The organism is Leptotrichia shahii (genome assembly GCF_008327825.1).
GTDB classification, from domain to species: Bacteria; Fusobacteriota; Fusobacteriia; order Fusobacteriales; family Leptotrichiaceae; genus Leptotrichia; species Leptotrichia shahii.
On the sequence record NZ_AP019827.1, the window covers coordinates 1,117,210 to 1,131,293 of the forward strand.

Here is a 14,084-nt window from a genome sequence, read left to right on the forward strand (position 1 = left end):
TTCAAAAAATTATTTTCAATCAAATATCATCAAAATCAAATTCTTCTAATCCTGCAATTATTTCTTTCTCATTTTCTCCCAAATCATCATTTATTACAGCACTTACATCATTTTTATTCAAGCCCCATATTTCTGCAATATTTTCTGCAATATCATGCTTTTCATTTGAAGTAAAATCAGCAAAAGCTCTTCTTAAAAATAATAATGCTCTTTTAAATTCTTCCTCATCTAAGTTTGAAATATAGTTTTGGAGTTTTTCCCAAAGTCCAAGTCTTGCAATTAAGGTGTAATGATTTTTCATCGATAGACCTTCAAACCAAGTTGCTCCTAAATCTGCGGGAACTCCTTTTGATAATCTTTTTTCGACTTCTTTTCCAAGTACTTCATTATCAATTTTTCCAGCTTCCAATAATATAGCCATTGCAAGTCCTGAGATTTTTGTATTTAAATCGTCTCTTTTTGAAATTTCTGAAAGAAGTGAATACCATCTTTCTCTATCTAAAAAATCATGATTTTCAATTACAGTATGCATTATTATTATACTTTTAGCTAGTTCTACTGCTGCATTATTGTCGCAAAAAGACTCGCTTGGCAATATTAAGCAAACTCTTAAAAAGAGTTGCTCAAGAATAGGAATCAGCACCTTTGTATCTAATTTTCTGATATCGCCATAACGAAGCATTAGTGATAAAGTTGACATCGTCTTGGCTATTTCATCAATAGGGACGTCGCCTGTTATGAAATTTTGCAATGCTTGAAACGCTTTTTCTAGTGCTTTTGGCATTCCGCAATAGAAGGCATCTTTCACTATCTCTGCCATTTCTGACAATGTTTTTGCACCTTCTATTCTTTGCATCAATTCAAAAGCTGTTGCAAATTCAATTGTATCTCCTTTTAAGATTGTTTCCACAATTTCAATTTCTGTTTCTGGTTTCCATTGTAAAATCCATTCTTCTGCCCAAGTTGTATTTTCTTGGCGATTCCCAATAAGTTTTGCAAACGAAATATTCAAAACTCTCAATTTATGAAAAAAGAACGAACGTTCCAAGTCCATAAATGCTAATTTTTCTGATTGAACCCTTAATTTTTCCCTCAAATCTAATTTTATTTCTGTCGCTGTTAATGAACGATATTTTTCAAGTTTCAATTCCTTCAATAAATTGTAAAAATCAGACTGTATTGATGTTTGAATAGCTTCCTTTGGAATACTTCCGATTTTTTTTCCAACTTCAACATTCGCCATTGCTAAAACTAGTTCTGAGTAGCTTCCGTGTGCCATACAAGTAATCGCTGCATCTTTTATATCCTTTAACGTCGGTATTTTCCCATCGTGTAAATTTGCCAATGAAGTTGCTAGATGAACTGCCTCGATAATTTGAGCTGACGATACCATATTTCCATTTTCTCTTTGATATTCTGCAATTTTACTTAAATACATATATGTCGCAAAAAATGGGTCTTCTTTTTCTAAACCATTCCACAAAAATTCATAATACCCTGGTGCCTTATTTCCAGCTCCATAATTTGAATAAGTCGATAGTTTATAATAAGAATAAGGCATTAACGTTTTTTTAGATTCTAATTTTGGTAATTTTTTAATTTCCTTTTCAGTTAAAATAAATTTGCCACTTTCTATTCCTTCAACATGAAAAGCCCCAACAACCATAGCAATCTCATCCATTTTGTAGCCTTCTTTACACACATCGGAAACGACTTTACACATGTACGACTCTCTAATAATGTTTTTCGCATCAGACACCGTATTTGATAAAGTCAATTCTCTCAAATGTTTTCCATAATCTCTCGCTCCACTGCGATATGCCTTGTAATCAGAAGCCTGTTCCATTACCCTTTCCCAAAATACTTCATCATCTGAATCTTCTGAATATTCATTAATTTTTCTATAAATGTAGGCATTCAAATTTCCCTCTGGATTCTCATCTAAATTTTTCTTTACACTTTCTACACCTAAAAAAATTGAAGACGGCAAATCACAAAATCTGCACTCTACTCCATTTTCCTTTGCCCACAAAATAGTTTGATATTCTGGTGAAAACTCTGCAAATGGATACACTATTGTCTGAATAGGCGCTTCTAAAGTGTAAGCCATTACGGCAATTGGCGGGACGATATTTTTTCCAGTAATTTCGCTAATAAGCTCATTGAAATCAGAAGGCCCTTCTATCAAAACAATTTTTGGCTGTATTTCATCTAAATAATCTCTCAAATAATGTGCTCCAGCTGGTGAAAAATGCCTAACTCCAAATATATTCGGTTTCACTTCATTTTGTTTTTTCATTTATTCCACCGCCTTTATTTAATAGCTTTGTTAAGTGCCTTACATTCTTTGTAAAGATCTAGCCATTCTGAACCTCGTTTTTTCATAATATTTTCTAAATATTCTTCCCAAATTTGCCCATCTTTACTATCTTCTTTTACTACAGCTCCCTGCAATCCTGCCGCCAAGTCATAATCTGATATCTCTCCATCCCCAAAACTTCCAGCTAACGCCATACTATTTGCTAAAAGTGAAATAGCTTCTGCAGTCGATAACACATTTGCAGTCGGCTTTATCTTTTGTCTTCCATCTAACGTAACACCTTGACGCAATTCTCTAAATACTGTACAAACTTTTTCAATAACTTCCTCTTCAGGCAATTTCGCATTTAAATCCAAATTTCCTGCAAGTTGCGTAACTCTACTTCTAACAATATCTATCTCTGCTTCAAGTGTATTCGGACTTGGTAACACCACAATATTAAAACGTCTCTTTAACGCTGCCGACATCTCATTAACTCCCTTATCACGAGTATTCGCAGTTGCAATAATAGAGAACCCTTTTTTAGCTGGAATTTCTACATTCAATTCAGGCACACTCATTCTTTTTTCTGACAACAAAGAAATCAACGCATCTTGTACTTCTGATGCACAACGAGAAATTTCTTCCACTCTAGCAATCGCCCCATCTTCCATCGCTTTATAAATCGGACTTGGTATCAATGCATCTTTTGTAGGCCCTTCTGCAATCAACATCGCATAATTCCAAGAATATCTAATCTGCTCTTCAGTTGTTCCCGCTGTCCCTTGAATAACTCGTGTCGAATCTCCATTTATCGCCGCCGTCAAATGCTCTGACAACCAAGATTTTGCAGTTCCCGGCTCCCCAATCAGAAGCAATGCCCTATCCGTAACCAAAGTCGAAATTGCAATCTCAACCAATCTTTTATTCCCAATATATTTAGGCGTTATCACTTTTCTTCCAGCTTTACCTCCACAAATATATGTCAACACTGACTTAGGTGACATTTTCCATCCAGTAGGTATTGGATTTTTTTCTGCCTTAATTAATGCATCAATTTCATCTTGAAACATCTGTTCCGCTGTTAATCTTTGTAATTCTTCTTTTTTAGCCATTTTTTACAACTCCTTCACTTTCATTCCATTATTTAACTTTTCTAGCCATTTTTCACATAAATTTATAGACATTCTTTTCATTTTTTTATCCATTTCAAATAATTCTTCAATTTGCTTTATTAATTCACTTTCAGATATAGGGACTTCATTTAAAATATATCCTATTGATCTTACTCTATTATGTAATTTAGGTGCTTTTTTTTCTATATCTATCTTTCCTTTAAGAAAATCCTTATAATCTGTCCATCCCAATTTATTTAAGAATGCTATATCATCATTGTAAGGAATACGAGAAAGAATAATATTATAGTAAAATGCTCCGTATTTTTCTTTCATTCCCTTTATATCTGGATTATATAAGCTCTTTAAATCTCTATGATATGAACTGTAATAATTCCAATTTTCATAGAAATCATCTTCAATATTAAAGATTATATTATACCATTTTTTATCAAAACCATTTAACTTTATTTTCATAACACTATAATCATTTATATTTTGCCAATATAAAATATATTCCTTATTTTCTTCATCATAGTGAATATGGAAAATTACATTAAATAATGTACTAAAATCCTCTTGAGCTTTAGCTTCTTCCTTATTTTTAGAAAGTTTATTATTAGCAAAGAATGTATGGAATAATTTTTTTATTCCTTTTTCATCTTTTCCTGCTCCTGCAAATTTAGAAAAATTCTTATATGTAGTTTCAGGTTTATCTTTAATAAGTGAAATTAAAAATTCTTGTTCTAAGAACTCTCCTTCATACTTTTTAGATAATTCTTTTATTAAATCTATAATTTCCTTATTTAAGTTAGCTACTATATAGTAACTTAAAATTCTTTTTATCTCATCTTTATTATAAGGATACAACTCTCTATAATAATCTAAATTTTTATTTATTTCTTTATTAAAACTAACTGAACATATTTTAGCAACTTCACTTTCAACTACTCTTCTTTCTTCTGCTGTCTTTAATGTCTTATTTTTTAATTCTACTATATATTCTTTAATAAAATTATTTAAATAATCTATTGCCCATTGTTGATTGGTAAATTGAAATGAATAAATATTGTCAAAAGGTTTCTTTTTAAAGAATTTATCCCATTCTTTTTCTGCTCTGCTATCATTCATCCATAATAAACTTACATAGGCTTTATTTTTTACACTACCCTTTTCTGTTTTTATTAAATCTAATATATAATCAATATTATCTTGGCAATATTTTAACTCACTTATCGCATTTTCCTTCATTTCCTTAGATCCATTCTCAATGCAATATTTGTAAAAATCATTTTCATCTTCTTTACAAATAGCTCCAATGATATCAAGCCTAGCAATCATCTCTCTTTTACCCTGCGGATTAAATCCATCTTTCAATAGAGGAACTATATCCTTATCTTTCTTCTTTAGTTCCCTTGTTATTCTATCTGCAATTCCAGAATATTTATCAGAAAGTCCATCTATCATATAGCTTTTCAAACGAAAATCATCAAACATTTCAGGACTTGTTTCAAAAGCATTTTCTATAATAGCTAATCTTCCTCCACCTGTACCTGTGAAAGCACTTACTATCTGACTTAACTCACTGTAATGAAGTTCTTGATAAAAATTTTCTTTTCCAGCAGTCGTTTCTATTTTTTGCAAATTATCACCTGAATAAGTTGTCGCTTGGGTACAAAGCACCGCATCAAGCAAAGCCAACAAATCTAAAAATAAATCACATTTATCTTCCTCATCGCCTTCAATCAATTTTTGCCCCATTTCATAAATTTGCTTAAATACTTTGGCAGCCGAAGCATATCCCTTCATTTGATCAACAGCTCTTTGCAAACGAAAATCATCTTTCACCAAATTTATCCCAACAATTGCCACATTTTCAAGCCTATTCTTCAATTCATATAACAGTTCTAAATTCATTTCTTCTCCTTCCTAAACTCATTCTAAAATCCAAAACGAATAATTTTATCATTAGTTACAATACTTTGTGCTTCAGCATAAATATTTCTACCTTCATAAAATAATTTTACGAACATCACTTGATTTTCCAAACATTCATTTGGCAAAAGTTCATAAAAATCCTCTGAAAATACCTTGTTTTTAGTATGCTTAAGTTCTATCATTCTTTCATTTTTATCAACTAAAATATACCTTTTCATATTTTCCTCTTTAACAAACATAATTTTTTCAAATTCTAGCAGTAAAGCCACTTCATTATTTGTCAAAATATTTTTAAGCTCATTTTTAGCTATCTTTACAGCCTGTTCTATATTTTGAGCATGCTTTTTTATCTTTTTACAACAAGAACTTTCAATCTTATCAAAACTAGCCGCATCCCATCTTATTCTCTTATTAACACCACCTGGATAAAAAGTCAATACAGGCACTGTCAATAACGAAAAGTTAGAATTTTCCTGCTTAATATATTTCATTGCCGAACGAGGTCTATAATTAGCAGTATATGACACTTCCCCACTTTCCAAGTCAATCCAGTATCCACAATCTCTAAAAATCTTACTAGCCTCATCATAATTTACTTCAAATGAAAGCTGCACCAATCTCGCATTTTCCTTTTTTAACCCCAAATCATTCAACTGAGTTAACTTCCATACGCCTCCTAAATCCTCATACAACGTATTATCTGTCAATTCTGGATCATTCTTTTCAAGTTGCTCATTCAAAAACTCTCTTCCTTTTTTCTCAATTGCCCTCAATTTTTTCAGACATTCTAAAGCTGTCTGATAATGTATCTTATCCTGATCCTCTTTATATGCCTGAATTTCCAAAAGTAGCCTTTGAAACAAAACTTGTGGTCCTGGCAAATAATAATCTCCCAATTGCTTTACAATATCTCTATACTCTGTAATCGAAATGCTTCCCATTGCAGAAAGTCCAACTTTTAATAATTGCGAACTTATTTTCTTTATCAGATCTAGCCCTTCAAGTTGCTTTTTAATTTTCTTTGTTCTAGCTGCTTTAGATGTCTTTGAGGGAGATTTCTTTTTAGTTTCCTTTTCCTCATTTGCCTTTTTAGCCTTCGATTTTTCCTTTTTTTCTCTCTTTGCTAAAATATCTTCTGGTATTTCACACTCCTCAAATTTTTCTTCTTTCAATATCTCAAATAACAAAGCTAATCCATGCTTACAAGGAAATTGTCTGCTTGGACAAGTGCATCGTGCAACAGGATTTTCCTCATCAATAAAATCTACCGAAACCGTATAATTCGATTTTCCACTTCCTTTACATTCACCCATATACAAAGTATCATCAGCAGAACGCCATAATCTCAAAAATGCCCCTTTATCGCAAAGTTTTTTTGCATTTGAAATTGCCGAAGCATTCGGAGCCATAGCAATAATCCTGCTCTCTTCTAATTTCTTCACAATATAAACCTCCTTTATTTTTGTTAAAAATTTACTCGATTTTTTATTCAGATTTTTAATTCGTTTAGGTTTATTATATCATAATTTTTTTATAAACTAAACTCTATTTAAAATTATATTTCATAATATTCCTCAATATTTATTTTAATTATTTCAAAATAAGTATTAAGTTTAATCTACTAAAAAGATTTATAGTGAAATTATTATCTAAATAAAAAATAGTATCAATTCTAAAAGAACTTAAATATATTTTTACTAAACAAAAAATCGTTGCTTTTTATCACAACGATTATTTTAAATATTTTATTTTAATAATTATATTCCTGAATTATTTTTCCATCTTCTCCATACTCTTTTTGCAAAAATATTTTTCCATTTTCTAAATGACTTTCCATTTCCAATTTTCCAGTCTTAGAATTATATCTCCAGATAATTCGCGTTTTATTAGCCAAACTTTCTTTTTTTACAATTTCTCCTGTATTTATATCATATATTTCATAATATTCCACATAATCTTTAAAATCATCTGGATTACTAAATGGATGAAAATTATTTTTCTTTCTCAAAGTAGATTTTCTATAAAGTTTTCCATTATCATAATATTCTTCCATTTCTCCAACTGGTTTACCGTTCTTATAATTTAATTTTAAAGAATTTTTATTACCAAATCCAAAAGATTTATCAACATACATTTCCCCAACAGGTCCACTTTGATTATATTGTGCAGAGAATTTTAATTTGCCAGTTTTTGAATCTCTTGCTTCAAATTTTACCATTCTTCCATTTTTTATTTCAAAAGTTAATGTTCCAGAAATATCCAAATCATCAACATAAAGATATCTCAATATAAATACTCTAAACGAAACATTCGTGTTTTCACATGTGTAAATACCATTTTTAAAAGGAATATTTGTTTTTCCAGTATATGGATTAAATTTTTTCTTACTATCTCCACCTTTAAAATATTTACAAACTTCCAAAGTCTGGTTATCTGTATTACCAAATATAACTATTGAACTAAATAAAAGAAGAAAAAGAAAAATTATTTTTTTCTTAAACATTAAATCTAAAGAACATAACATCCCCATCTTGCACAATATACTCTTTCCCTTCAAGCCTCATTGCACCTTTCTCTTTAGATCCATTCCATCCATTTAGCTCAATAAATTTATCAAACGAAACAACTTCTGCACGAATAAATCCTTTTTCAATATCCGTATGAATTTCACTAGCTGATTTTTGTGCATTTGTTCCTTGCTTAATTGTCCAAGCTCTGACTTCCTTCACTCCAGCCGTAAAATATGTAATTAATCCCAATAATTTAAATCCAGCACGAATTAATCTATTTAAACTTGGCTCTTTAATTCCAAGTTCATCAATAAACATTTGTCTTTCCTCTTCATCTTCAATTTCGATTAATTCAGCCTCCACTTTTGCCGAAAAAGTCACAACTTCGCTGTCATACTGTTTTGCAAATTCCCTAACTTTTTTTACATAGTCGTTTTCAGTCCCGCTTGTCAAGTCATCTTCAGAAATATTTGCCGCAAACATCATTGGTTTTACTGTCAAAAATTGATAAACTTTTATTAATTCTTCTTCCCTTTGAGTAAATTCTAAAGTTTTTAACAATTTAAATTCTTCCAAATGTGCCTTACATCTTTCAAGAACTGCAAGTAATTCCTTTCCTTCAGCGTTTCCGCCACGAGCCAGTTTCTGGTTTTTCTGAATTGCTCTTTCAACAGTTTCCAAATCAGCAAAAATAAGTTCCGCATTGATTGTTTCAATATCTCTAATTGGATCGACGCTTCCTTCCACATGAATAATGTTGTCATCGTCAAAACATCTTACAACTTGACAAATTGCAGCTGTATTTCTAATATTTGACAAAAACTGATTCCCAAGCCCTTCTCCTTTAGAAGCACCTTTCACAAGCCCTGCAATATCCACAAATTCAACTGTCGCTCCAACCGTTCTCTCTGGATTAATGATTTTTTCTAATTCTTTTAACCGTGGATCTGGTACACTCACAAGCCCCACATTTGGTTCAATTGTCGCAAACGGATAATTTGCCGCTTCTGCATTTTGTGTCTTTGTTATCGCATTAAACAATGTTGATTTTCCTACATTTGGTAATCCTACAATTCCTATTCCTATCATTCTTTTTTGTTTCCTCTCTTCTTTTTTATAATTTTTCCAAAATTTTTATCAATTTCCACTTTTCCTTGTCTGTTGCCTTAAACAAATAGGAAATATCATAAATCGGCACAATCTTAATTTCTCCATAAAAATCAAATACTTTCCCAACTAAATCCTTTATATCCTCTTTCTCATCATTTTCCAAAAGCGACCTAGTCGCCCTTTCTCCAACTGTTACAATATATTTGGGATTTATCAAGGCAATTTGCGTTATCAAAAACTCATTGCATTGCAAAATGCTTTCCTGCTCGATTAAATTCCCATGAGAACTGCATTTTGTAAGCGTTGTAAAGTAGCATTTCTTTAAATCTAGCTTTGAATATTCCAAAAATCTTTTAAAATATTTTCCATTTTTGTCATTAAGAAGCTGCTGCTTTATATCCTCTTCCTCACTTACGCTATCCAATACAAACAGTACCTCTGCCTTTTCATTCCCTTCTCCAACAATCGGATTAATTCGAGTTTTTTCCAAGATACATTTAGTGCAAATATCGATTTCCAATTTTAAGTCATTCCACATAACTTTTCCTTTATTTATTTTTTATATTTTATAAATTCCCGTTCCTTCTTCATCAATAATTTCAATTTCCAAATGACTTTTATTTTCACGCTCCAAAATCTCATATAGCGAATTATACGCCAATTCAGGCGTATTGTTGTCTTTACTTATATGCATCAAATAAATTTTTTTCAATTTTTCATTAAGTACTTGAGCGATTAATTTTGATGCTTCTGCATTTGATAAATGACCATTTCTACCCTTTACACGATTTTTAAGTTCCCAATGATAAGGTCCTGTCATCAGCATATTATAGTCATAATTACTTTCTAGCACGATTACGTCACTATTTTTCAAATTTTCCTTAATAATATTGTTCACGCAACCAACATCACTCGCATAAGATAATTTTTTCCCTTCATACTCAAACGTATACCCTAAGCATTTTTTAGCATCGTGCATCACTTCAAAATTATTAATTACACAATTTCCGATTACAGTTTTGTCTTCCCTTATAAAATTTAAATTCTTTTTATCAATTTTTCCAATTTTTTCTTTAATAACGCCATAAGTCATTTCATGAAGATAAATTGGAATGTCATATTTTCTCGAAACAACTCCAAGTCCCTGAATATGGTCAGAATGTTCATGAGTTACAAATATTCCCGTTATATCTTCAATTTTTTTTTCAATATTATTTAATTTTTCTGCAATTTTCTTTCCACTAAACCCTGCATCCACCAAAAATTTTTTATTCCCCATCTCAATATAACTGGAATTTCCGCTGCTTCCACTTCCCAAACTTGAAAATTTCATTATTTTCCATTCTTCTTTCTAACTGAATTTTTATTTAACCCCCAAACTTCCCCCTTTTAAAATTCTCAAATTTTAAATATTTGGCGAAATAGTTCCCTTCACTTCATCATAGACCCATCCGCCTTTCCTATCTTTTTTTATTACGATTCTATTACTTTGCTCCCTATCATTCTTTATGCTTTCAGGAATTTCATAAATTTTTTCACTTCCATAAAAAGTTTCAAAATTATATTTCCCATCTGCACTTTTCACACTTCTAAGGTTATCTTCAAGCCCTGCCAATTTAGGATTTGCACCTGTTACTTCCTTAAACTTTTTTACTGCATTTTGCAATTTCACAGTTTCCACTTGAATATCTGCAGTTATAAGTTTATCAATCTTTCTTGAAAAAAGTATGATAACATTAAAAATCGCAATAATTAAAACTATAAGAAAGACTATCCCACGAAAAACAATCTTTCTAGTTATTTTTGCCCTATTATTCCCATAATAATAATCATTATCGAAAGCCATTTTCTTAAATGAAATTTAAAAATTTCATGTTCTCCCTTCTAAAAACTATTTTTTATTCTTAAAAATTGACGGTCTTACAATTACTTTTACCTGCTTTGGAATTTCTAATTTTATTTTTAATGGTCCTCTTTTAACATTGATCCATCCAAGTCCAGCAATTGCCAGTTCCTCATTTTCTTCAATTTCCACTTCGCAATTTACAAATTCATTTTTGAAATAATTTTCCTTTTCACTCTCTTGTAAAATTTCAAAAAAACTCCCATTCAACAAATCTTTCACTCTTTCCTCACGAGTTACATGGAATTTTACACTTTTTGAAGTATAAGCAGAAAAAATCGGCTTACTTCCACTTTCCAAAAGCTCATTGCCCAGCACTTTAAATCTGCAAAAAGCATCAAACATAAATACTTGATTTTCTTCCAGTTTAAAAGTCTTTCTTGAAATTTCCCCAGCTGGTACAAGTTTCAATCCACTTTCTGCACTAATAAAGTCAGAAACTCTTCCATCTGGAATAAGACCAGGCGTATCAATTATCGTAATTTCACTATTTGGAATTTTATTATTAATTGATTTTAAAGTTGTACCTGAATATTTTGAAGTTGTTATTCTATTATTTCCCAAAAGTAAATTTATAACCGAAGATTTTCCAACATTTGAAACTCCTAGAACTGTTGCCTTAACATTTTTATTTGGAAAAATATTTTTAATTTTTCTAATTATCCCATTTATTCCGTATTTGCTTTTAGCACTAATAAAGGCAATATCATCAGGCACTATATCCTCTTCAGCAAGCCTATCCTTTATCCAGTTTGAAATCTCTGCTGGATGTATAAAATCAGGCATAAGATCAATTTTATTAACCAAAATTATTGATCTATAATCCCTCAAAAAATCCAAGATTTCTTCAGTAAAGGATCCTTCAAAGTCAATAATATCAAAGATTGGCAATATTATATCTGATTTTTTTACACTTTCACTTACTTCCTTCAAATAATCCTCTCTGCCAAAATTATTCACAAGATTTTCTCCATAATTCTTAATCTTAAAACATCTTTGACAAAGCAAATTATCATGCATCAAAAATTTTTCTTCAGGAACATACCCCTCCTTATTTTTATCTTCAAACTGCAGTTCAATTCCACAGCCAATACATTTTTTTTTAATCAAAATTTCCTCCTACTTTCTTTTTTCATTAGTTATTTATAAAAGTTTAAAAATTATGATAAACACTGTATTTTTATATCTAATTTTTTATCTTCGTTCTCGCTCTTTATCATTTTTAATAAAATAAAAATTAACGTCCGATAACATAATTTTTTATTTTAAAAAAATAACAATTCCTAATTTTATATTAATTTTAGTTCCCAAAGCAAATTTATTCTTTAGCTAGTGGATGTGTACTCATATAAATATCCCGCAACAAGGATTTGCTCACGTGTGTATAAACTTGTGTTACAGCAATGCTGCTATGCCCTAAAAGCTCCTGCAGATATCGAATATCCACACCATTATTTAAAAGTTCCGTTGCAAACGAATGTCTAAACACATGCGGTGTTATTTCCTTTTCTATTCCAGCCTCATGTGCATGTGCTGAAATCAGCCTTCTAAGTGAACGTGTCGTCAATTTTTTCCCTTTACTGTTTACAATAAGCACTTCCCTAGTATAATTAGCATACTGCTTCTTTTTTTCTTCAATATATTTTATAAGCCACTTTTTCGCATTTTCGCTAAAAAAAGTAATCCGTTCCTTGGTGCCCTTTCCAATAACCCGAATTTCCCGTTCTTCAATATCAATTATAAATTCACTTAAATTAATAAGTTCAATTGAACGAAGCCCGCTGGAATAAAGCAGTTCAATAATCAATCTATCACGAATTCCAGTAATTTTTTCTGTGCTTATAACGTGCCTTAATCTGTTTAAATCATCTCGATTAATCACATTTGGTAATTCCTTTTCAAATTTCGGAACATTTATATAAGAAGCCTTATTTGTTTCAATAACTTTTATTTCTTGAAGATACTTGAAAAATGTCCTTAGTGCTGAAATTTTCCTATTTATGCTTCTTTTAGAAACAGGCTTTAATTTTGCTTTTTTATTGGAAGTTTTCGTATCTTTTGTATTTTCATCTTTTTCAAGCCTTTTAGGAGAATTTAAATAGGCAATAAATGATCTGAAAGTCATCATTTCAATTTCCTCAAAATTATGAATTTCTTCATATTCCTCAAGATACTCCATAAACTGAAGCAAATCTCGCCGATAACCTCTAATTGTATTGAAACTCTTACCAAGAATAACTTCTTCATAATATAAAAATTTATCTACATACATCACAAGATTTTCATTTTTTCTAATTTCTTGTACATCTTTATTATTTTTTTTCGTCAATTCATCATTTATAACATCTTCCATTTAAATTTCTCCAATTTTAAAAACTCTATTTTATAGTAAAACTGATTTAAAATCAAACTCAAATCCTAAACTTAGTATGATTTTTAACAGTTCAACAATTTTGGTTAGGTTCCAATATAGTTATAAAAAAGCAAAAGATTATAAACTAAATAATTTATCAAAAGCATTTTTTGAAAGCTCTATAAATTTTAAAAGTTCAGCTTGTGTAAACGTTGCTTCTTCTCCTGTTCCCTGCAGCTCGATAAATTCTCCCTTGTCATTCATTACAATGTTCATATCCACATCAGCCCTTGAATCCTCTTCATATTCCAAGTCAAGGAGCAATTCGTTATGAACTTTTCCAACACTTATTGCCGCAACTTTTGATTTTATCGGAATCTCCTTTAGTTTCCCCTGATCAATCAACTTTTCAACTGCCAGTTCCAAAGCAAGATAAGCACCTGTTATCGAAGCTGTTCTTGTTCCACCATCAGCCTGAATTACATCACAGTCGATCATTACCGTTCTTTCTCCCAGCTTTTCCAAATCTATTACTGCTCTCAATGCCCTTCCAATTAAACGCTGAATCTCCATAGTTCTTCCGCCAAGTTTCCCTTTTGCAGATTCCCTTTGAACACGTGTATGCGTTGCTCTTGGAAGCATACTGTATTCAGCAGTTATCCATCCAGAATTTGTTCCTTTTAGCCATCTTGGAATTTTATCTTCAATTGTAGCATTACAAATAACTTTTGTGTTCCCAAATTCAATTAGAACTGAACCTTCTGGATGAATGATATAATTTTTAGTTACTTTTACTTCTCGCATTTCATCATTTTTTCTGTTATTATTTCTCACATTTTCTCCTAATTTTTAATTT

12 protein-coding genes are annotated in these 14,084 nt (G+C 30.7%); all 12 read right to left on the reverse strand.

What is annotated here, in order from left to right; translation table 11 throughout:
• Nucleotides 1-19: 19 nt before the first annotated feature.
• The 12 genes from F1564_RS05245 to rph all read right to left on the reverse strand — a co-directional run bounded on the left by F1564_RS05245 (nucleotide 20) and on the right by rph (nucleotide 14,062).
• Complete coding sequence (locus F1564_RS05245) at nucleotides 20-2,299, reverse strand: DUF5682 family protein (protein WP_018449970.1); 2,280 nt, start codon at nucleotides 2,297-2,299, stop codon at nucleotides 20-22.
• Nucleotides 2,300-2,313: 14 nt separating this feature from the next.
• Nucleotides 2,314-3,414 carry an ATP-binding protein gene (locus F1564_RS05250; protein WP_018449969.1) on the reverse strand — a complete coding sequence of 367 codons (1,101 nt, stop codon included), beginning with the start codon at nucleotides 3,412-3,414 and terminating at the stop codon, nucleotides 2,314-2,316.
• A gap of 3 nt (nucleotides 3,415-3,417) precedes the next feature.
• Nucleotides 3,418-5,331, reverse strand: coding sequence for a hypothetical protein (locus tag F1564_RS05255; RefSeq protein ID WP_018449968.1), 1,914 nt, complete (start codon nucleotides 5,329-5,331; stop codon nucleotides 3,418-3,420).
• A 23-nt stretch (nucleotides 5,332-5,354) separates the two neighbouring features.
• Nucleotides 5,355-6,761 carry an SWIM zinc finger family protein gene (locus tag F1564_RS05260; RefSeq protein WP_172965192.1) on the reverse strand — a complete coding sequence of 469 codons (1,407 nt, stop codon included), beginning with the start codon at nucleotides 6,759-6,761 and terminating at the stop codon, nucleotides 5,355-5,357.
• 341 nt (nucleotides 6,762-7,102) lie between these two features.
• On the reverse strand, nucleotides 7,103-7,882 hold the full coding sequence (locus tag F1564_RS05265; protein WP_232053351.1) for a hypothetical protein: 780 nt from the start codon (nucleotides 7,880-7,882) through the stop codon (nucleotides 7,103-7,105).
• A complete protein-coding gene (gene ychF / locus F1564_RS05270) occupies nucleotides 7,848-8,951 on the reverse strand; it encodes a redox-regulated ATPase YchF (RefSeq protein ID WP_018449965.1) in 1,104 nt (367 codons plus the stop codon). The genes F1564_RS05265 and ychF overlap by 35 nt, the downstream gene beginning before the upstream one ends.
• A 25-nt stretch (nucleotides 8,952-8,976) precedes the next feature.
• Nucleotides 8,977-9,510 carry a uracil-DNA glycosylase gene (locus F1564_RS05275; RefSeq protein ID WP_018449964.1) on the reverse strand — a complete coding sequence of 178 codons (534 nt, stop codon included), beginning with the start codon at nucleotides 9,508-9,510 and terminating at the stop codon, nucleotides 8,977-8,979.
• A gap of 21 nt (nucleotides 9,511-9,531) precedes the next feature.
• A complete protein-coding gene (locus tag F1564_RS05280) occupies nucleotides 9,532-10,305 on the reverse strand; it encodes an MBL fold metallo-hydrolase (RefSeq protein ID WP_018449963.1) in 774 nt (257 codons plus the stop codon).
• A gap of 72 nt (nucleotides 10,306-10,377) precedes the next feature.
• Nucleotides 10,378-10,818 (reverse strand): hypothetical protein, encoded by a 441-nt coding sequence (locus tag F1564_RS05285; RefSeq protein WP_018449962.1) that lies wholly within the window; start codon nucleotides 10,816-10,818, stop codon nucleotides 10,378-10,380.
• Between the two features lie 45 nt (nucleotides 10,819-10,863).
• On the reverse strand, nucleotides 10,864-11,985 hold the full coding sequence (yqeH, locus tag F1564_RS05290; RefSeq protein ID WP_018449961.1) for a ribosome biogenesis GTPase YqeH: 1,122 nt from the start codon (nucleotides 11,983-11,985) through the stop codon (nucleotides 10,864-10,866).
• 208 nt (nucleotides 11,986-12,193) lie between these two features.
• Entirely contained in the window at nucleotides 12,194-13,228 is a 1,035-nt protein-coding gene (locus F1564_RS05295; RefSeq protein WP_018449960.1) for a tyrosine-type recombinase/integrase, read from the reverse strand.
• A gap of 138 nt (nucleotides 13,229-13,366) precedes the next feature.
• Nucleotides 13,367-14,062, reverse strand: coding sequence for a ribonuclease PH (gene rph / locus F1564_RS05300; RefSeq protein ID WP_018449959.1), 696 nt, complete (start codon nucleotides 14,060-14,062; stop codon nucleotides 13,367-13,369).
• Nucleotides 14,063-14,084 lie beyond the last annotated feature (22 nt).

Excerpts from the sequence above, each read along its gene's own strand:
- F1564_RS05245 (WP_018449970.1), bottom strand. The coding sequence starts at position 2,299 with ATGAAAAAACAAAATGAAGTGAAACCGAATATATTTGGAGTTAGGCAT.
- F1564_RS05250 (WP_018449969.1), bottom strand. The coding sequence starts at position 3,414 with ATGGCTAAAAAAGAAGAATTACAAAGATTAACAGCGGAACAGATGTTT.
- F1564_RS05255 (WP_018449968.1), bottom strand. The coding sequence starts at position 5,331 with ATGAATTTAGAACTGTTATATGAATTGAAGAATAGGCTTGAAAATGTG.
- F1564_RS05260 (WP_172965192.1), bottom strand. The coding sequence starts at position 6,761 with ATGGCTCCGAATGCTTCGGCAATTTCAAATGCAAAAAAACTTTGCGAT.
- F1564_RS05265 (WP_232053351.1), bottom strand. The coding sequence starts at position 7,882 with ATGGGGATGTTATGTTCTTTAGATTTAATGTTTAAGAAAAAAATAATT.
- ychF (WP_018449965.1), bottom strand. The coding sequence starts at position 8,951 with ATGATAGGAATAGGAATTGTAGGATTACCAAATGTAGGAAAATCAACA.
- F1564_RS05275 (WP_018449964.1), bottom strand. The coding sequence starts at position 9,510 with ATGTGGAATGACTTAAAATTGGAAATCGATATTTGCACTAAATGTATC.
- F1564_RS05280 (WP_018449963.1), bottom strand. The coding sequence starts at position 10,305 with ATGAAATTTTCAAGTTTGGGAAGTGGAAGCAGCGGAAATTCCAGTTAT.
- F1564_RS05285 (WP_018449962.1), bottom strand. The coding sequence starts at position 10,818 with ATGGCTTTCGATAATGATTATTATTATGGGAATAATAGGGCAAAAATA.
- F1564_RS05295 (WP_018449960.1), bottom strand. The coding sequence starts at position 13,228 with ATGGAAGATGTTATAAATGATGAATTGACGAAAAAAAATAATAAAGAT.